17 protein-coding genes are annotated in these 19,016 nt (G+C 51.5%); 12 read left to right on the plus strand and 5 right to left on the minus strand.

The genetic code is table 11. The features are described 5' to 3' along the window. The first annotated feature begins 14 nt into the window (after positions 1-14). The 10 genes from thiE (at position 15) to rplT (ending at position 10,659) form a co-directional block, all read left to right on the plus strand. Complete coding sequence (gene thiE / locus LFE_RS00530; RefSeq protein WP_014448331.1) at positions 15-641, plus strand: thiamine phosphate synthase; 627 nt, start codon at positions 15-17, stop codon at positions 639-641. Then, a complete protein-coding gene (locus LFE_RS12780; RefSeq protein ID WP_014448332.1) occupies positions 638-1,528 on the plus strand; it encodes a M23 family metallopeptidase in 891 nt (296 codons plus the stop codon). Before thiE ends, LFE_RS12780 begins: the two co-directional genes overlap by 4 nt. Continuing rightward, the gene (locus LFE_RS12785) at positions 1,525-2,340 is read left to right on the plus strand and encodes a hydroxymethylpyrimidine/phosphomethylpyrimidine kinase (protein WP_014448333.1); all 816 of its coding nucleotides are present in this window, start codon (positions 1,525-1,527) and stop codon (positions 2,338-2,340) included. Before LFE_RS12780 ends, LFE_RS12785 begins: the two co-directional genes overlap by 4 nt. Before the next feature lie 165 nt (positions 2,341-2,505). Beyond that, entirely contained in the window at positions 2,506-3,546 is a 1,041-nt protein-coding gene (locus tag LFE_RS00545; RefSeq protein ID WP_148272495.1) for a tetratricopeptide repeat protein, read from the plus strand. Between the two features lie 86 nt (positions 3,547-3,632). Next, entirely contained in the window at positions 3,633-6,761 is a 3,129-nt protein-coding gene (locus LFE_RS00550) for a DUF3427 domain-containing protein (protein ID WP_014448335.1), read from the plus strand. Next, the gene (locus tag LFE_RS00555; RefSeq protein ID WP_014448336.1) at positions 6,758-7,498 is read left to right on the plus strand and encodes a uracil-DNA glycosylase family protein; all 741 of its coding nucleotides are present in this window, start codon (positions 6,758-6,760) and stop codon (positions 7,496-7,498) included. Before LFE_RS00550 ends, LFE_RS00555 begins: the two co-directional genes overlap by 4 nt. Before the next feature lie 156 nt (positions 7,499-7,654). Then, positions 7,655-9,397 carry a threonine--tRNA ligase gene (gene thrS, locus LFE_RS00560; protein WP_014448337.1) on the plus strand — a complete coding sequence of 581 codons (1,743 nt, stop codon included), beginning with the start codon at positions 7,655-7,657 and terminating at the stop codon, positions 9,395-9,397. A gap of 53 nt (positions 9,398-9,450) precedes the next feature. Next, positions 9,451-10,047 (plus strand): translation initiation factor IF-3, encoded by a 597-nt coding sequence (gene infC / locus LFE_RS00565; RefSeq protein ID WP_148272496.1) that lies wholly within the window; start codon positions 9,451-9,453, stop codon positions 10,045-10,047. 12 nt (positions 10,048-10,059) lie between these two features. Next, positions 10,060-10,260: a 50S ribosomal protein L35 gene (gene rpmI, locus LFE_RS00570; RefSeq protein WP_014448339.1), complete on the plus strand. Its 201-nt coding sequence runs from the start codon at positions 10,060-10,062 to the stop codon at positions 10,258-10,260. A 45-nt stretch (positions 10,261-10,305) separates the two neighbouring features. Then, on the plus strand, positions 10,306-10,659 hold the full coding sequence (rplT, locus tag LFE_RS00575; protein WP_014448340.1) for a 50S ribosomal protein L20: 354 nt from the start codon (positions 10,306-10,308) through the stop codon (positions 10,657-10,659). A gap of 108 nt (positions 10,660-10,767) precedes the next feature. Here rplT and pheT read toward each other — a convergent pair whose 3' ends face one another. From pheT to LFE_RS00600, 5 genes are read right to left on the minus strand one after another with little or no spacing between them, the layout of a single operon-like run. Then, on the minus strand, positions 10,768-12,465 hold the full coding sequence (gene pheT / locus LFE_RS00580; protein ID WP_014448341.1) for a phenylalanine--tRNA ligase subunit beta: 1,698 nt from the start codon (positions 12,463-12,465) through the stop codon (positions 10,768-10,770). 3 nt (positions 12,466-12,468) lie between these two features. Next, entirely contained in the window at positions 12,469-14,037 is a 1,569-nt protein-coding gene (gene pheS, locus LFE_RS00585; protein ID WP_014448342.1) for a phenylalanine--tRNA ligase subunit alpha, read from the minus strand. Positions 14,038-14,054: 17 nt separating this feature from the next. Further along, the gene (locus LFE_RS00590) at positions 14,055-15,095 is read right to left on the minus strand and encodes an ATP-binding cassette domain-containing protein (protein WP_158310224.1); all 1,041 of its coding nucleotides are present in this window, start codon (positions 15,093-15,095) and stop codon (positions 14,055-14,057) included. Further along, positions 15,092-16,117: an ABC transporter ATP-binding protein gene (locus tag LFE_RS00595; protein ID WP_014448344.1), complete on the minus strand. Its 1,026-nt coding sequence runs from the start codon at positions 16,115-16,117 to the stop codon at positions 15,092-15,094. Before LFE_RS00595 ends, LFE_RS00590 begins: the two co-directional genes overlap by 4 nt. Then, the gene (locus tag LFE_RS00600) at positions 16,117-16,512 is read right to left on the minus strand and encodes a 6-pyruvoyl trahydropterin synthase family protein (protein WP_014448345.1); all 396 of its coding nucleotides are present in this window, start codon (positions 16,510-16,512) and stop codon (positions 16,117-16,119) included. The genes LFE_RS00595 and LFE_RS00600 overlap by 1 nt, the downstream gene beginning before the upstream one ends. A 446-nt stretch (positions 16,513-16,958) precedes the next feature. Here LFE_RS00600 and LFE_RS00610 point away from each other — a divergent pair, with 446 nt between their 5' ends. Continuing rightward, the gene (locus tag LFE_RS00610) at positions 16,959-17,930 is read left to right on the plus strand and encodes a hypothetical protein (protein WP_014448346.1); all 972 of its coding nucleotides are present in this window, start codon (positions 16,959-16,961) and stop codon (positions 17,928-17,930) included. Between the two features lie 67 nt (positions 17,931-17,997). Beyond that, on the plus strand, positions 17,998-19,011 hold the full coding sequence (locus LFE_RS00615) for a WD40/YVTN/BNR-like repeat-containing protein (protein WP_232502580.1): 1,014 nt from the start codon (positions 17,998-18,000) through the stop codon (positions 19,009-19,011). The last annotated feature ends 5 nt before the right edge of the window (positions 19,012-19,016 follow it).

The following is a 19,016-nucleotide window of genomic DNA, read 5'->3' on the forward strand; positions in this document are numbered from 1 at the left end:
CCTTTCGGGATGTGATGGAGATTTTACCGCTTCTGTTTGTGACTCCGGAGGATCTTCCAGCAAAAGTCATTGTATCCCGGGTGCAGGAAGCGGTCAGTGGTGGTGTGAGTGCTGTCGTTCTCAGGAGAAAAAATGGCCCGGTCCGGGATTTCCTGGATCTGGGCTATCTTTTGCGGGATAGCCTCGGGGAGGAATTCCCGATCATTGTGAATACCCGTTTGGATATGGCTCTTTCGATTCACGCTATCGGACTGCATCTGCCGGAAGATCATATCCCCATGGATGTCATCCGAAAAAAAAAACCGGACAATTTTCTTCTGGGTGTATCCTGCCACAGCCGAGAGTCAGTGATGAGGGCACAAGCCGAAGGGGCGGACTATGTTTTTTTTGGACCGGTTTTTGAAACTCCGTCCAAGCTGGCTTATGGCCCTCCCCAGGGGCTTAAGCTCCTGGAACAGGTTGTGGCAGAAGCGGAGATCCCGGTTGTTGCCATCGGGGGGATCCATCAGGGGAATATTGAATCTGTCAGGAAGACGGGGGCTTCAGGAGTCGCTATGATTGGAGATCTTGCCTATTCAGCCGATCCGAAGGCCAAGGCTTTTTCCCTTCGGGGTGGATGGACCCGGGGAGGGTCGGTATGAAGAATGCTATTTCGATTTTCATGTTGAATATTCTGTTTGCTGTTTCACCGTTTTCGTTGGCGATAGCTTCAGAGTCTGACATGGACTCATCTCCGGTGCAGGTTGTCCTGGGAGGAACACTTCTTGTCAAAGAGGGGGGTGAACACCATTGTCAGGCGGCAAGCTTTTTGGGTCGTCAGGCGCGTTTTCTCAAGCCGCCGGCCCGTTGGAGCTGGTCAAAAGGCCAGGAAAAGTGGAGGGTTTCCCTATTGGGGGTGGACTTTGCGGATCATCCTGGAATTCATACGCTCCGCTTTATTGGTTGTCCGGGTGTTTCCTCCCGCTCGATTCTGGTCGTGAACCGCCATTTTATGACAAGTCGTCTTCATGTGAAAAAGTCTTTCGTTCACCCTCCGAAATCCTTTTTCGACCGGATAAGACGGGAGTCCCGGGAAATTCATCAGGGATTGGCAGAGCGAACGGGGATCGCATTTCAAGAACCCTTTGTCATGCCGATCAATGGCCGTATTACCCATGATTTCGGGGCGATCCGGATTCTGAACGGAACCCCGCTTTCAAGACATTCCGGAGAGGATATTGATGGTCCGGAAGGGTTGCCGGTCAAGGCGGCAAACACAGGCCGTGTAGTGATTGCGGACAGGTTTTATTACGATGGGAATATGGTCATTCTGGATCACGGGGGAGGTCTTTTTACAGAATACCTGCACCTCTCAAGGATTCGAGTGAAAAAGGGCCAGCGTGTCAGACAGGGTCAAGTGGTTGGAAATCTAGGCCACACAGGCCGTGTCACCGGCCCGGTCCTCCATTATGGGGCGGTTTTGGGAAACGCCCACGTCAACCCGCTGCTTTTGTCGAAATTTCCCGTGGCGGTTCTGGAAATCCCGTGACACTTCCGGTGGTCTGGGCTATTGGGGGGATTGATCCATCCGGTGGTGCGGGGATTTACCAGGACCTGAAGGTCATGTCATGGTCCGGAGTCCATCCGATGGGGATTCCGGTGGCGCTCACATCTCAGAATATTGATCATGTCCGTGAAGTGTTGTCTGTCGATCCTGACTTTATCCTCAGAATGGCTGGAGCCCTTCTGGAGAGACATCCTCCCCGGGGTGTTAAAGTTGGTCTCCTGCCGGAGCATGCTTTGAGTGCAGTCATCGGTATCTTGAATGATCTTGACGATGATGTTTTTGTGGCTGTCGATCCGATCTTCAGGTTCGGATCGGGTGATCCCTTTCTTGATGAGGCCTCTTTCCGGGAGATGGCCACCTGCATTTTCCCCTTGGCGGACATGGTCCTTCCGAATATTCCGGAAGCCGAAGTTCTTCTGGGGAGTCCTCTTCTTCCGGGAGCGTCCGGTCTGATGGATGGAGCTTTAAAGATCCGGGATCTCTATGGTCCTGTGTCCGTCTATCTGAAAGGGGGGCATCGGGAGGGCAGGGTCAGGACGGATGTTTTTGTTGATCAGACTGGTTGTTTTGTCCTTGATCGCAACGAGGTCAATATCCCGTCGCTTCATGGCGGCGGGTGCACATTGGCCAGTCTCCTGGTTTCGGAAATCGTAAGGAGTCCGGATTCCCCGATCCGGGATCTTTTGGATTCTCCAAGGAATATCTTTCAGAGGGCTCTCGAATGGGAATCCTCCCGTCCGGGAAATGAGAGGAGAACATTTGAGAGATTTTTCTCAACTCCATATGGAGACTGACGGTTCTTGTTCCCGGAAGTTTTCCTGTTGTTTATGTTTTCCCTGTGATAGAATTCATCCTCATTCCTGACATTTCTATTGTTTTCCCGGAAGGATTCAGGCAGCCTGCTGGCCGCTTCCATTCTGGATGTTTCCCGGTCTTCGGGCAGAAAGGGGAGTATGGTTTTGGAGCCGACCTTTTCCACCCTTTATGATAAATGGGAAGCCATCTCCGCTGAAGGAAGATGGGAAGAAGCCCTTTCGTTTTGTGATGAGCTTTTTGTATCCGCAAGGCAGTCCCAGCGACCCACCTTTTATTTGAAAGCCAAAAAAGCTCGTGGCATCAGTTCGTTCTGGTGTGGTCATTTCCAGACGGCCCAGCAGGATTTGAGGGAAAGCATCGATCTTCCTTCCAATCATAATGAACCGACCCATTCTATTGGTGGTTCGGCGACGCTTTCAGTCTGTCAGGCCTATCTCTCCCTTCTTCTTGCCATCTTTCTCGAATCAAAAGAGGCTTTTGACTTTCATCACAGCTCACCTGATCTGGCCAGACTCTCCGAAAATCCGCTGATCATGGCTCAGGTGATGGCGGCAGAGAGCTTTTTTCACCGGCTCCGCCGGGAGATTGCTCCAACCTTGCGCCATGCTAATCTTCTGAAGGATCACTGCCGTGCACATGGCCTCCGTTTTTGGTATTCCCAGGCGGGTATCCTTTCCGGGTGGGCGAAATGCCTTTCCGGTGAAAAGGAGGAGGGGATGAAGGAGATGGACCGCCACCTTTCGGAGCTTTCCGGAGGCAACTTTGATGTTTTGGCTCTTTTGTCCGTTTCAGAGGGATTTCAGATGATGAGAGACGCGGATCAGGCCATCGCATTTCTTGAGCGGGCCCTTTCCCGCTCTTCGGAGACGGGAGACCGGGCCCTTTTATCGGAAATGTGGAGAGTCATGGCGGAACTTCTCTCCATGAAAGAGCGTCCGGAGGGGGAGATTCTCCAGTCATTCGAAAGAGCTATTTCCATTGCCGGGGAAAATCCTTCTCCTCTTTTTTTGGTCAGGGCCACACTCTCTCTCGACCGTTGGGAAAAAAGTCGGGGTGGTTCGAACCCATTGACGGGGATGAGTCTTGCCCGACTTGATTCCCTTTATCGCGACAAGCTTCCCGAGCATGATCTCTCCGCCATGGATTTTGCGATCTCTCCTGACAGTCGTGAAAATAAATTATAGCGGGGTCCTCCCCTCGACCAAACAGAAAATCCGCGAAAGACCGGAACGTTACGCCTTTTGGTCCGGTCCAAATGACTGGAGAACCATTGGAACCTCTCGCCTATGGGCTTTACGAGGCACTTCTTGATGAGAGACTGAAAGAAATTTTCCGTCTTCACCCTGATCTTCACCCGGTTTTTGGAAAAGTCGATCCCGAAGAAGAACCATCGCGCTATGTTTCATTCGTTTCTCAAGTCCTCAATCAGGCTTTACAGGAATCCCCGCCAGAAAAACGGATACGTCTGGTGAATCATCTTCTGGAACAAATTGTTCTTGATGGTGGTCTTGATGATTTCAGGGACAAGCGGCTGGTCCCTGATGAAAAAAGCCTTCTTCTCGAAGTCACCCCGCCCCACTATTCGGGAAGGACCGGTCTTCCCCGTCCCCAAACCCCCCTTGCGAAAAGCTCTCTTTTTACGGGTTCTCCGTCTGAACCCCAGCTTGCCCATGAGTTGCTGGAGGAAATGTACTCGGCTGATCGGGTGGATATTCTGGTATCGTTCATCAAATGGTCCGGACTGAGACTATTGATGGAAGGTTTTGAGGATCTCTTGAAAAACAGGGTCCCTGTTCGCTTCATTACAACCTCCTATATGGGGGCTTCCGATCCGCCGGCTGTTGAATGGCTTTCTCGCCTGCCAAATGTTGAGATACGGGTTTCCTATGACACCCAGCGGACCCGCCTTCATGCCAAGGCCTATCTTTTCCACCGCCTGTCGGGATTCTCCACCGCATATATCGGTTCCTCGAACATGTCCCATCCGGCAATGAGCAGCGGTCTTGAGTGGAATCTGAAAGTGACAGCCCAGGATATGGGACATATCCTGGAGAAGTTTCGTGTGGAATTTGAGACTTACTGGAACAGTAAAGAGTTTGTCCCTTTCGGTCGTGATCAGAATGAAACATTCAGAAAAGCCATCTTACAGGCGAGAAAACCCGACAAACATCGGGAGGCTTTTTTCTTCGATTTGCGGCCGCATCCTTTTCAGGAAAGGATTCTGGAAGCTCTTGACCGTGATCGCCTTGTTCATGGACGGAAGAGAAATCTGGTGGTTGCTGCGACAGGGACCGGAAAAACCGTTGTGGCCGCCTTTGATTTCAGGCGGTTCCATGAGCGGAAAAATCGACAGGCCAGACTTCTGTTTGTTGCGCACAGGGTGGAAATTCTTGAACAGGCACTGGCCACATTCCGAAATGTCCTTCGGGATCATACTTTTGGCGAAATCCTTGGAGGGGGTTACGAACCCTCACGTCTGGATCATCTTTTTTGCTCAGTGGGAATGTTGTCTTCCCGGAGGCTCTGGGATCGACTCAAAAGCGATTTTTACGACTTCATCGTGGTTGATGAAGTCCATCATGGTCCTGCGGGAAGTTATCGACCTCTCTTTGAGCACTTTTCTCCGGAAGTCCTTCTGGGGCTTACCGCGACTCCGGAAAGAATGGATGGGGAAAGTGTCGCTTCCGATTTCGGCAATCGGTTTTCCGCAGAGATACGGTTGCCCGAAGCGCTGGAAGAAAAGCTTCTTTGTCCGTTTCAATACTTTGGAGTGGCAGACCCTGTTGCATTGTCAGAGGACCGTTTCTGGAAAAATGGGCGGTTTGATGTTTCCGCACTGGAAAATGTTTACACCGGTGATGATGTTTTGGCGAAAAACCGGCTGGAAGTGATCCTGTCCTCACTCGATCGATATCTTCCGGACCGATCTTCTCTTAAGGGAATCGGTTTTTGCGCCAGCCAGAAGCATGCGAGATATATGGCTGAGCAGTTTAATCGTCGAGGCATCTTGTCGAATGTCATCTTGTCGGATGTCAATAATCCTGAATGTCGCAATCGTCTGGATGATCTGTCTTCGGGGAAACTGACGTTTCTTTTCACTGTGGACAAGCTGAGTGAGGGAATCGATTTGCCATCGGTGAATGCTGTTCTTTTTCTCCGTCCCACAGAGAGTCTGACGGTGTTTCTGCAGCAGTTGGGGCGTGGCTTGCGCCATGCCCCGGAAAAAGACTGTCTCACTGTCCTGGACTTTGTTGGTCAGGTTCATCGGAGATACCGGATCGATACCAAACTGAAGGCCCTTCTTCCTCACCATCGCTATTCGATTGAACGGGAAGTTCTGGAGGATTTTCCCCATCTTCCCCCTGGTTGCTCGATCCGCCTTGACCGGATTGCCCGGAAGCAAGTTCTTGAAAATATCCGTGAGAACCTGAAAAACTTGTCGGTGGTCATTCCAGAGCGACTGGAAACCTTCGAGTCTGAAACGGGTCGCCCTCTCACTTTTGGAAATTTTGTCACGTACCACGATATCGAGCCGGACATTCTCCTGTCCTCCAGAAGCTGGAGTGAGTGGAAATCAAGGGCTCGTCTTGCGTTGGTGCCAAAAGATCCGGATCTCACCCTTCTTCGGGAATCACTGATTCATGCCTCTTTCATGAATGATCCGGAGGAAATTCGGGTGATGAAAAAAACCATCACCTGTCTTCAGCAAAAAGATATTCAGCAGGCGCTCTCCATTTCGGGAAACTGGGGAGCACCGATCCATCGGAGACTTTGGCGGAAAAAAGGCAGCCTTCTCAAGATGGCTTCCCTGGAGGATTCTTTCGGGCGTCTTTGCAGGAATCCTTCCATTCTTTTTGATCTTCAGGAGATTTTGGACTGGGCGCTGGAGAACAGTGATGCAAGTCCGAGTGTTCCGGAGCTTCCTTTCAGGACATCGCTTCGTCTTCACGGGCGCTATGGAAATGAAGACCTGCAGGGGGTCCTTGGCCACTTTTCCATTGAAACTCCGGGGCTACGGGGTGTTGGAGTCATTCCCTTCAAACAGATCAAAACCTATGCGCTTCTTGTCACCTTTGGAAAAACGGAAAAGGACTTTTCCCCGACAACAATGTATGCGGATTACCCGATTAACCAGAGCCTCCTTCACTGGGAGTCCCAGTCCGATACGAAAGCTTTATCCGAAAAAGGACAAAATCTGATCGAACACAAGAAGCGGGGATACACGATCCTTGTTTTTGCCCGCGATGTGAAGAAAAGGAATCAGCATACAGTGCCCTTCACCTATCTTGGTCCGGTCGAATGCGAGAGCCATGAAGGGGAGAGGCCCATCCGGATGATATGGAGGTTGCTCTACCCGATGCCTGCTGACATGTTTGAAAACAACAGGCGGGGCGGATGATGCTCATTCTGGAAAATGTGATCCAAAAAAGGGTCCATAAAGAGAGGGCACCCTCATATCCGTCTCTCTCTTCCCTCCTGGAGGCGGTTCGAGGCTGTCGGGCCTGTGAATCCTCTTTGCCGATGGGCCCCAGACCCGTTCTGGCCTGCGATGAGCGTTCGAGAGTCCTGATTGTGGGGCAGGCACCTGGTCTCCGCGTTCATGAAACCGGTATCCCCTGGAATGATCGGAGCGGGGAGCGTCTGAGAGAGTGGATGGGGATTGACCGGGAGACTTTTTATGACGCGTCGCGTATTGCAATCATTCCAATGGGGTATTGCTATCCTGGCAAGGGGGAGCGGGGTGACCTGCCTCCCAGAACAGAATGCGCATCCATGTGGCTTGGGGAACTTTTAAAGTGGCTTCCCCGGATTGAACTTTGTCTTCTTCTCGGTCTTTATTCCCAGCGATATTTCCTGGGAGATGGCCTGTCCTTGACGGACAGGGTTTTCTCATGGCGTTCCTACCCTTCCGGAGTCATTCCCCTTCCTCATCCATCACCAAGGAATGCCCTCTGGTTCAAGAAGAATGAGTGGTTTTCCAAAGAACTTCTCCCGGATCTCAGGTTGAGGGTGGGGAAAGCTCTTTCGGCATGTGACGAAAAGCCACTCATTGGCGATCCGGCAGAAGAGAGTTTACCCAAACTCCCTAAACGCATTGGTCGCAAGAAAAATCCACCGCATGATCTCGCTGGATGAGGCCAAGATTTGACAAGGATTCATTCTTATACTACTGTGTCAGACTACGGTTTTTTGTTTTAGCCCGACTGAAAAAAGAATTTTATTTTCCAACATGAGCTGTTATATGGTTTATTTTGGCGGATCGGGATATGTTGGAGTGTTGGGGGAAACTGATTGGCTCAGGTTGTCGTTCAAGATAAGGGAGATCTGAAAGCACTTCGCCACAGTGCTGCCCATACATTGGCCCAGGCGGTGAAGCGTCTTTTTCCGGAAGCCAGGGTTGGTGTCGGTCCCGCTACGGATGATGGCTTTTATTATGACTTCCATTATTCCCGTCCTTTTACTCCCGAGGATCTTGTCCGGATAGAGGACGAGATGCGGAAGATCATCTCTCAGGGGCTTGTGATTGAGCGAAGACCGGTTTCCAGGGAAGAGGCAGTAGCCCTTTTTTCCGGGATGGATGAGCCATTCAAGCTTGAATTGATTTCTTCGATTCCGGACGAGGCAGAAATAACGGTTTACGAGCAGGGGGAGTTTGTCGATCTCTGCAGGGGCCCTCATGTGGCCGGGACCGGTGATATTCCTGCCATCAAGCTACTCACCACATCCGGAGCCTACTGGAAAGGGATCGAGTCAAACCCGTCCCTTCAGCGGATCTATGGGACAGCTTTCTGGTCAGAGGCCGATCTTGCCGCACATCTTCTGAAGCTTGAGGAGATTCGCCGGAGGGACCACAGGAAGCTTGGCCGGGAACTGGACCTTTTCCGGACCCTGGATGAAAAAGGGGCTGGTCTGGTCCTGTGGCTACCAAGGGGGAGCCGGGTCCGTCGCATCCTTGAGGATCTCTGGAAGTCCCTCCATGACCGCCACGGCTACAAGTATGTCTACTCTCCGCATATTGCGAGACTCGACCTCTGGAAGCAGTCCGGTCATTGGGATTATTATCGGGACAGCATGTTCTCTCCGATGGAAATCGAAGGGGTGGAATATGAGCTGAAGCCGATGAACTGTCCCTTTCATATCATGATTTTCCGTGAGAGCGTGAAGAGCTATCGGGATCTTCCCATTCGCTTGTCCGAGCTTGGAACTGTCTATCGATACGAGCGTTCGGGCACACTCCATGGCCTGATGAGGGTTCGGGGCTTTACCCAGGATGATGCCCATCTTTTCTGCAGGCCGGAGGACTTGGCGTCAGAAATCGAGAAGGTCCTTGTATTGGTGGACGAAATGATCGGCCGTTTCGGTTTTACCGACCGGACGGTCTATCTGTCCACCCGGCCGGAGAAATCGGTCGGTTCTGACGAGCATTGGAAGATGGCGACGGATGCCCTTGAAAGTGCTCTGATCAAATCGGGGATTCCGTATCAGACTGATCCTGGGGAAGGCGTTTTCTATGGCCCCAAGATCGACATCAAGTTCCATGATGCGATCGGCCGTTCCTGGCAGCTTTCGACCGTTCAGGTGGATTTCAATCTTCCTGAAAAATTTGATCTGTCCTTCCGCAATACACAAGGGGAGGCAGAGAGGCCGATCATGATCCATCGGGCCCTGTTTGGTTCGATCGAGAGGTTTTTCGGTATCCTCGTCGAGCACTATGTCGGAGCCTTTCCTTTGTGGCTCGCGCCAGAACAGGTGATGATCATGACAATAGCGGATCGGCATATTCCGGATGCGGAGGCTCTTCTTGAGCGCTTGAAATCAAGCGGTATCCGTGCGGAAGGAGACTTCCGGAATGAGAAGATCGGTTTCAAGATTCGGGAAGCACAGATGCTCAAGGTTCCGGAGATGTGGATAATAGGGGATCGGGAAGTTGCTGAAGGGCGGGTTTCCATTCGAACCCGCGAAGGTGAAAAGACAGACCTCGTTCTTCGGGATGAGGCGATCAGCTCCCTGATTGAAAGGGCCAGACCGGCCTGATATGCTCCAGGGCAGGAAATGCCCATGGTAACGATAGAAAAAAGGAGGGTTCCATCAACCCAAAACCTCGGGTCAACCACGAAATTAAGATCAAGGAAGTTCGGGCCATTGGCCCGGAAGGTGAGCAGCTGGGAATATTTCCAACGATCGTTGCCATCAAGAAAGCGGAAGAGCTTGGATTTGACCTGGTAGAAGTTTCACCGAATGCCAAGCCGCCTGTCTGCAAGATGATGGACTTTGGTCGTTTCATGTATGAACAGAGCAAGAAAGTTCATGCCATGAAGCAGAACCAGCGCTCCGGGCAGGTCAAGGAAGTCAAGTTCCGCCCTCATATCAATGAACATGATCTTTCAACGAAGATCAATTATGTTCAGCGCTTTCTTGAGGAAGGCAACCGGGCAAAGATCAACCTCATGTTTCGCGGTCGTGAAATGATCCACACTGAAGTGGGAGCCGGGATCATGCAAAAGATCATTGCCTCGATCGATCCCCGGGGGATCGTTGAGGTTCCTCCCCGTATGGAAGGTTCCAGCATGACCATGGTTCTTGCTCCGAATCCCGCCTATAAGCCTTCTGAAAAAGGCGGAGACCGGGAAGAATCAAACAAGAAGAGTCAGAATCAAGAACAGGGGACTGAAAACCCCAAATAGAAAGGATTCATCATGGCCACAGGAAAGTCCCTTAAGACAAAAAGTTCGGCCAAGAAGAGATTCTCTGTAACAGGTACAGGGAAAATTTCTTTTCATCAGGGCGGAAAGCGTCACCTGATGACCGGTAAGTCTTCCAAAAGAACCCGCTCCCTGAAAGACAGCATCCTTTCAAAGGGTCAGGCAGACAATATCAGAGTGCTTTTACCTCACTAACATTTTTTGTGATACGAATAAATTGATTTTGAAAAGGAGATTCCAATGCCGAGAGTCAAAGGCGGGACGATACACAAGGCCCGACGAAAAAAGATCATGGATTTGGCCAAGGGGTTCTGGGGAGGTCGTTCAAGACTTTACAGATCAGCCCGCCATACAGTTGAAAAAGGCCTGACCTATGCTTATCGCGATCGCAAAGTCAAAAAGCGCGAGTTCCGTTCACTCTGGATCCAGAGAATTAACGCAGCTTGCCGCGCCCAGTCCATTTCTTACAGCCGGTTTATTGCGGGGCTCAAAAAGCTTGAGATCGGACTTGACCGTAAGATTCTGGCGGATCTGGCACTGAACAAGCCAGAGGTTTTCGGCGAATTGACTGCAAAGGTCAAACAGGCCATATAAGTTTGAAATCGGGGACCTGTCCTGGTGGCAGGTTCCTTGTTCATATTGTTGAGTAGTTTAAAAAAGGGCCATCCGGTTTCGGATGGCCCTTTTTTTACGGAGATTCCGTCATCCGGTAGGGGGAAGTGGCCGGAGAATGCGGTCCAGCCGTACTTCGAACATGGAGGTTGGCATCCGGATACCAAAAATATCCAGTGTTTCCGGATCGATCTCTCCCAGTTCCCCGATGGCGATATCCGGTTTTTCCAGGATAAAGATCTCTGCGGAGCGTCCCTTGATGTACGGAGGGATATCCTTCGAGACAAGCTTTGCAGTGAGGCCGAGATATCTCAGAACTTCGACAATAATGCCTGCAACCTCAGACACAGATGCAGTCGGGTGGGCCACAAGGGCTGTAAAGAGGATTGTCTCCCGGATGGTTGAGGGAGATCCTTCTTTTTCTGCAGCTTCTCCGACCTCAAAGATCCGGTGGGGGTAAGGGAATCGGCTGGAGAGTGCTTCCGCATTCATCAGCTGTGACAGAAACGTGGAACGGAGTGCGCCATATTGTCTGGAAATGGGGTTGTCAATCTCTACAATGGGCCCAGTTGGCCGGCCAAGGGCGGAAGACAATGAATCGGTTTCCGTAAGAATGTTGGACAGGATTTCCTGAAATCCGATTCCAGCCATCAGGGAACGGACCCGATCTTCCATTTCTCCTTCTTTTGCGGCTCTTCCGGGTGTGAAGAAAGTGGGCATAACCGGTGTCAGACTATCAAAACCCCTTGCGATGAGATAATCCTCAACACAGTCAATAGGGTGGAGCACGTCATCCCTCATGAACGGAACGGTCACCAGAAATCCTTTTTCCTGCTGCTGTATCGATGGATACCCATAGGAAAGAAGCGCCCTGATGAAGTCCTGCGGTAAAACCGCTTCTCCGGAGACTTCGGAAGGCAGATTGCCAGGGACTAAAATGCGGTCCCCTGCGGACTGGGGATTTTGTGTCTTTCCCCTGGAATCGTCAACGAGAATGGGCTCGATCTGAAATCCGCGATCGAAGAGATTGGCGGCCATGATATTCATCACCAGCCGGATCCTTTCCTGATCATGGCCTGTGGCTTCGACAAAAAGCCAATCATCTTCGGCCGTGACCTCTCCGGTATGCCTTGCGTTGGTAACCGGAGGCATCGACAGGATCTTCCCGCCCTGATCCCGAAGAATGGTCCAGAGGGAATGAGGGGATAACAGATGTCCATATTCTTTCCCTTTGGGGTGTTCTTGAACGATCCGGGAAAGGGTCATTGGGGAGTCTTGGCCGAGCGGAGTGAACGAATGCTCATCAGGAGAGACGGCTTCGTAGGTGACGGGAAATAGGATGTTCTTGGCGGGGTAAACGCCGATTGCGATATCCTGGCGTTTTCGTCCGAACAGATCCGAAAGCTTTTCCTGGGAACTGATCAGCTGTCTGAGACCTTCCTCTCCAAGTCCGGGTCCTTTTGCCAGAAAGCCGCCAATATAGGGTCTGACCGTGAAGACGGTCGGATCGACCCGGATGCTCCTGAGTGGCGTGGTTGGTGAAATCATCTGGCTCCATGGGCGTTTTGAAGGGGACTGTCCACCCAGAAGCTGACGGACAATACCCTCGACAGACCAGAGGTCAGGTCGATTGGTATCGTTCAATTCGATGCGGATGGTTCCCGTTTCCGGGTCGTAATGTTTGAGCTCTCCCTTGACCCAGTCCAGGCGGCGATCAAACTCGTCGATGATGATGCTGGATCCAAGAAGTTTTTCCATGTCGGATTTGAGTGCGTCGAGTGTTGGCAAGGGTCAGGATCCTTTCTCAGTGTTTTTGAAAACGGAACGGCTCTTTGCCCGGGCTTCATGCATGCGGGTGATAGTCGAGAGCTCACCCGAAAAAAGATCCCGGATATCGGAAAGACCAAGACTCATCATGGCCATGCGATCGATTCCCAGACCCCAGGCAATTACCGGGACATCGATGCCAAGGGGTTTTGTCACTTCAGGACGAAAAAGACCGGCACCGCCAAGCTCCATCCAGCCAAGAACGGGATGTTTGACATGGATCTCGACGGAGGGCTCGGTAAAGGGGAAGTAGGCGGGCTTGAAATGAATTTCGCGGGCACCGGCGACCTCTTTGGCAAAGAGTGTCAGAAGGCCCAGTAGTGTCTTGAACGAAGCTCCTGGTTCAAGAACGATACCTTCTGCCTGATAGAAGTCGACAGCATGGGTCTGGTCCACCTGGTCATAACGGAAGCATCGTGCGATGGCGAAATACTTTCCCGGAACATCGGGTGAAGAGGCCATCTGGTGAGCGGATAAGGCCGTTCCCTGGCTTCTGAGCAGAAGGCGTCTGGACTGGGCTTCGCTCCAGGGCTGTCTCCAGCCTCGGCTTCCTGCGGAATTTTCGGTTCCGGCATGGACAGCCCGGACCTCTTTTTTAAGCTCAGGATCAAGCAATGCCGATTCCCGGGGCTCGCGTATGAGATAGATATCATGGATATTTCGGGCGGGATGGGTCTGGGGGATGAATAATGCGTCCATGTTCCAGAATTCATTTTCCACAAGCGTTCCGCTCATTTCGGTAAATCCCAGACGGACAAGATGGCCCCTGACCTCGTCGAGATAGCTCCTGTAGGGGTGAAGAAGTCCAATCGGAGGGCGTGGAGCGGGAGTTTCAAGGGAATAGGGGCGGAAGCGTTTTCCCTTGTAGGTTTTATTCTGGAGCATTTCAGGAGTGACCGCCCCCAGTGCTCCTTCCTCCAATTCGAGGTCCTCCAGATCGACAAGTCCGGGAATGAGGGAAAAACACCGTGTATCCCTGACATCCAGCCTCAGAATGCCCTTGCCTTTTCCGCGTTTTCTCGATTGTCCCTCCAGAAGTTCCCTGTCTTCCTGCGGGAGAGACTCAAGAAGGATGGAGCCCTCCTTTTCAATAGCCCGGATAAGATCGAATGACCGGACAAGACTTTCGGGAAGAGGGGCTGTTACGGCGAGGATGCCACCTTCCAGAATGGAGATGATTCCCTGGGATTTCAGGTCTCCGATCGCCTTGGAGATGGTTGCCGGGTCACTGACACCCTCCCGAAGCTTGGCGATGGTCAATGTCGGGTCTTTGCGGATCCGGTCGATGATGACCTCTTCAGGAAATCCTTCTTCGAGGATCTCTCTTCCGGAGTCGGTGACGGTCACCTCCGTTTCCGGTGGCCCCGGGTGGATTTCGATCAGCTTTTTGGCCTCAAGCCATCCGAGAGCCATGCTGAGCTGCCCTGAAGAGAGCTGGGTGCGGGACTCAAGTTTATTGGCATCCTCCGGTTCTGTGGCTGTCATGAGCGCCTTCAGAAGAGTGACTTCCAGAGGGTGAAATGTATGGGTCATATGATCAGGTCCTTCATTTAAAGTGGTTTGTGGCAGGCCATGTCCCTTGGCCAGAGATCGGAGGGGCCGGCAGCTTCCACCCTGATGGGCGGAGGGTCCGTCCGGCATATAGATTCCCGTTCTGGACACTGGTCATAAAAGGGACACAAAGGCAGGAGAAGCGGCTGTTCCTTTTCTGTATTGTCCCGATTGGCTGTGCCTTTTGGTTCTCCGGACAGGGAGGAGAGAAGCTGTCTAGAGTAAGGATGGTACGGCTGGGAAAAGACAGATGTCGTTGGTCCGGACTCTACCTTGAGACCCCGATAAAGAATGACAACATAATCGGTCAGGTACCGGATCACCGACAGGTCATGCGAGATAAAGAAAAGAGTCATCAGATCTTCTTGATTCAGGGAAGAGAAGAGATTGATGATCTGGGCACCGATGGAAACATCGAGGGAGGCGATGGGCTCGTCTGCGACAAGAAGTTCCGGCTTCAGGGCAATGGCCCTGGCGATCCCGATCCGCTGTCTTCCTCCACCGGAAAACTCTTTGGGAAGACGGTCCAGATCGGAAGGTCGAAGACCAACCCTTGTCAGCAGATCCCCCAGGGATTGCGTTTCCTCTTTTGGAGATGGAAGCATGTCATGAGCCGAAAGGGGTTCCTTCAGAATGTTTCTGACGGTCATTCTCGGATCAAGGCTTGAATAGGGATCCTGGAAAACCATCTGAAAATGCTTCCTCATTTGACGGAGAGGTTCCTTCCGTAGAGCGGTCAGATCCTGCCCATTATAGAGGACGCTTCCGGAAGTCGGATCGATCAGTCGCATGACGATTCTTCCAAGCGTGGTTTTTCCGGAACCGGTTTCCCCGACAAGTCCGACGATCGATCGTCTCGGAACCCGGAAAGAGATATCCTGAAGGGCTGTGATGGTCTCTTTGCGTGAAAAAAGAGAGTCTCTTGGCTTGTCGAAAATACGCGTGATATGGGAGACATCCAGAAGATAGGGGGTCTGACTTTCGGGGGGCAAGATTTCCGTTGTTCTCTGGGTGTCTGGCCTTGCATCATTTGGCATCATGGGAAGATTCCCGGGTAAAAGCAAAGGGAGCCCTCTATGGCCGGATTTTCTGAAGGTTCTGAAAGGTCTGACGCTGAGTATGGTTTCCATGGAGGAACTGTCGTCCTGCATCTTTCATCTGCCCTCTGGCATCTCGGGGAGAAAGCGCAACCCTCCGGAAGGTCCCAGAGAGGTGGTACCTGGCCACCGATGGCTTCAAGTGGGCCATCGTGACGTGTATATTCCCCTTTGTCAGGACGTGATTTGAGAAGGGCCTGACTATAGGGATGGTCCGGTCCTTCATTAAAGAATCGGTTCCTGTCGCATTTTTCTATGATCCGTCCCGCATACATCACCAAAATGCGGCTGGCGCAATTCTTGACCACAGACAGATCGTGGGAGATGAGGATCATCGCGGTTTTACGCCTGTGATTTTCTTCGATCAGCAAGGAAAGGATCTGGGTGGCCATGGTGACATCAAGAGCCGTTGTTGGCTCATCAAGGATCAGAAGTTCAGGATCGAGCGCTGTCGCCATGGCGATCATGACCCTTTGCCTCATTCCACCCGAGAGCTGGTGCGGATAGGATTTTGCGATCCTGTCGGGATTCTGAAGCCCCACCCGTTCGAGAAGCGATCGGATGAAGGCTGTTTCCTCCGATCTTTGGACGGATCCAGAATGGCTTCTCAGGATCTCTTCAATCTGTGTGCCTATCGTCAGAATGGGGTTCAGGGCGCTTTGGGGTTCCTGAAAGACCAGACCGATCCGGGCTCCCCTGATGGTATTCCATTGGGTCTCTGTAAAACTCTGGATAGGGGTTCCCCGGAGGAAGATTTCTCCCTGGATTCGAGAGCCTTTTGGTGTGAGTCCGAGGAGGGAAAGTCCCGACAGGGTCTTTCCCGATCCTGATTCTCCGACAATGGCGAGGATTTCTCCCGGATGAACGTCAAAGGAAAGTTCCCTGACGGGGATGATTTCCCCCTGTGGCGTCTTGATCCGGACAGTAAGGTTCCTGACCGAAAGAAGAGGATCTTTCCCTTCCATCAGCCATCGGTCTCCCGATAGGTGGTTCTGTAGATATCCGTTTCGTAGACAGTGACGGCCATCAGACTGAGTTTTCGGTTTTTTGCCTGAAGATCATTGCCAAGAGCCTGTTTCATCCGGGAATGGATAAAAAAGGCCACATTTTCAGAAGTGGTCGTCCTGTCGGAGAAAAAAGGGTGATCATTGAGGTTGGTATGGTCCAGTTCAGAAATGATGGGAAAAAGCATCTGTTCGGCCTGGTGGTAGTCGAGCGCCATGCCAAGATGATCGAGTGTGAGCGCCCTGATGGTGACCTCGATTTTCCAGTTATGTCCATGGAGCCTGGCACAGGCCCCCGGGTATCCTGGAATCTGGTGGGCGGCAGAGAATTGGGTTGTGACGGTAATATCGAACAAGGGATTCCTCGAGGTCTTTGGTTGAATGATCTTTTCGCCATTTTACCTGAAAAAAAACGTAAAACCTATCTGTCCGGGATTTTTTTGCCAGGATCCTTCCGGAAGCATTTCCGTTAGGAGCTGATTGTCCGGAAGAGATCTTCGGAGAGCGATTTTCCTGAGGCCAAAAAAAGATTTTCCGGCCGTCTGAATCAGATGGAAATCAGATGGAAATATGCTATTGTTGGTTGCTCCCAAAAGTGATTAAAAGTGGCTTTTTTTACCCTTATTTTTATAACGGGGGGCCTCCTTATTTATCTGTTTCTTCACTGAAATCATTCTTTGATGGCTGTTGGGTCGACTTTTATAACCTTTTGGGATGGCGAGCGACCATTGGAGGATTGTCCGGCTTGCCGGAGAGTTTTCCTTGTTGATCAGAGTGTTTTGTTTTTGGACAGGAGGAGGTTTTGGGAATCCCCTTTTCGCAAGAAACAATGAAAGAACCCTTTTCGTTCCGGTCCGGACCGGAGATCTATTTCCAGCACCTGACAGCCAATTTCCGAAATGATGGTTTTAAAAACTGGTTCTGTTGCTCTTTTTTCTTTCTGCTCTCATTGTTTGCCATATTCCCTTCCATCGTCAATGCCGCCAATCCTTTCAGGGATTTTATTGTTTATCCGTATGAAACCCCGGAGCAGGGGGAGTTCAGTATCGGTACCTGGCAAACCTTGCTTCTTCCATCGAAATCTGCTGATCCGATGTTCGGAAAGTCCCAGGAAAATGCGGATCTTCTTTTTTCGACCTATCTTCTGGAGTTTGGGGTAACAGACTGGCTGACATTCGGAACTTATGAAGATTTTCTGGCGGGTGCTGGGCAAACCTACTCTTATTACCAGACCCGGGCGATTACCACACGTATCCGGTTTCCCAAAATTCCCGATTTTATCGATCCCGCCATGCAGATCGAATATTGGCTGCCGGCAGCCGGAGCCAATGAGGAATCTCTTCTGGACGTGATTTTGATTGGGGAAAAAAAGATCGGGAACTTTATCCTGGACATCAATATGAGTTATCTTTTTGAGACGGCCAATCCTTCCGGTCCAACAGCTGCCCTGCCACCTGATTTCGGGTATGCGGCGGGGTTATACTATTTACTGGCCGACTGGGTCAACACCGGTATTGAGGCTTTTGGAGATCAGGGTTCGATCAACAACATGCTTCCACTCGGGGGAAACGGGCAGGTCACCCAGCAAGATTATGTTTTCAGTTCGTGGAACTTTGCCATTGGTGAAAATATCGACTGGAATATTGGAATTGGTGCCGGTTTGACAGCAAATAGCGCTCCATTTGCCATCAAGACCATTTTTGAGTATCACTTCAATCCTTTCAAGACGGAGCATGAATCTGAAAAAGATACTGAGGAACAAGATATTCACTGAGAAGAGGGGTGTTCCGGAAACCAGGACCATTCCGGGCACCACTTCGAAAAGGGTTCCCTTGAGCTTCATGATCGTTTTTTGGGGAATTATTTTCTTTTCCGGTTGTACCAAGAACAATGCTCCACCCTTTCCAGTTTTTACTCTTCCTCCCGGAACAGCCTTTCGACTGTCACAGCCGGTTCCCGTTGTGGCTTCTGGCCAAAAAATTCCCCGCTCCCTCCGCTATGTCGGGACACTTGATGGAATTGCCTCGCCATCAGAAGGTCACTTTGTCGTTGTCGGGGACCAATCATCAATCTGGAAAAGCGATGATGGAGGAGTGTCATGGAAACGGATCGCGCCTCCGCTGATGGGAGATTTTTATGGAATTGCCTTTTCTTCCGCGTTGGTCGGCTGGATCTCGGGGGATGATGGCGTTTTGTTAAAGACTGTTGACGGGGGTGATCACTGGACAAGGGTTTCTGTTCCGGTGAAGGATTTTTTCCTGCAGTCCATCAGTTTTCCCGATCCTCTTCATGGCTTTATTTCAGGGGAAAAGGGAATTGTCCTGGCGACCTCGGATGGTGGGGCCTCCTGGAAGCGTTTGGTCGTGCCGACCGTCCAGAATCTTTATGGGATTGCTTTTTTGACCCCACAACATGGATATGTCGCGGGATGGCATCGCACATTCCTGGAGACAACCGACGGAGGGACGACCTTTCATCCCCTTGAGATGGCTTCGGAGAGGGTGACCAGACAGGAACCCTCCTTCAACGTTCTTTCAACGGACGGTAAAAGGGTCCTCTTGGCGGGGGATCATGGTCTGGTTTACTACTCTCCGGACGGAAACTCTTCCCATTTTTCAAAGCTTGAGATTCCAGTGAGGAATGATCTATATGGGGCGGCTCTCTTGCCCGATGGTTCTGTGGCCCTTTCGGGAGAGGGTGGTATCCTTCTGTCCGGTAAACCGGGCAGCGCCATCGAACCTGTCATAAAGTCCGAAGGGGATTTGTCCGAATCTGATTTTCTGGGGGTGATATCGAGCAACGGGAAGTTGTCAGCCGTCGGGACATTGGGTGTTATCCTGACGCCCGCACGCTGACCCGG

Source organism: Leptospirillum ferrooxidans C2-3 (assembly GCF_000284315.1).
In the GTDB taxonomy this organism is placed as follows: Bacteria; Nitrospirota; Leptospirillia; order Leptospirillales; family Leptospirillaceae; genus Leptospirillum; species Leptospirillum ferrooxidans.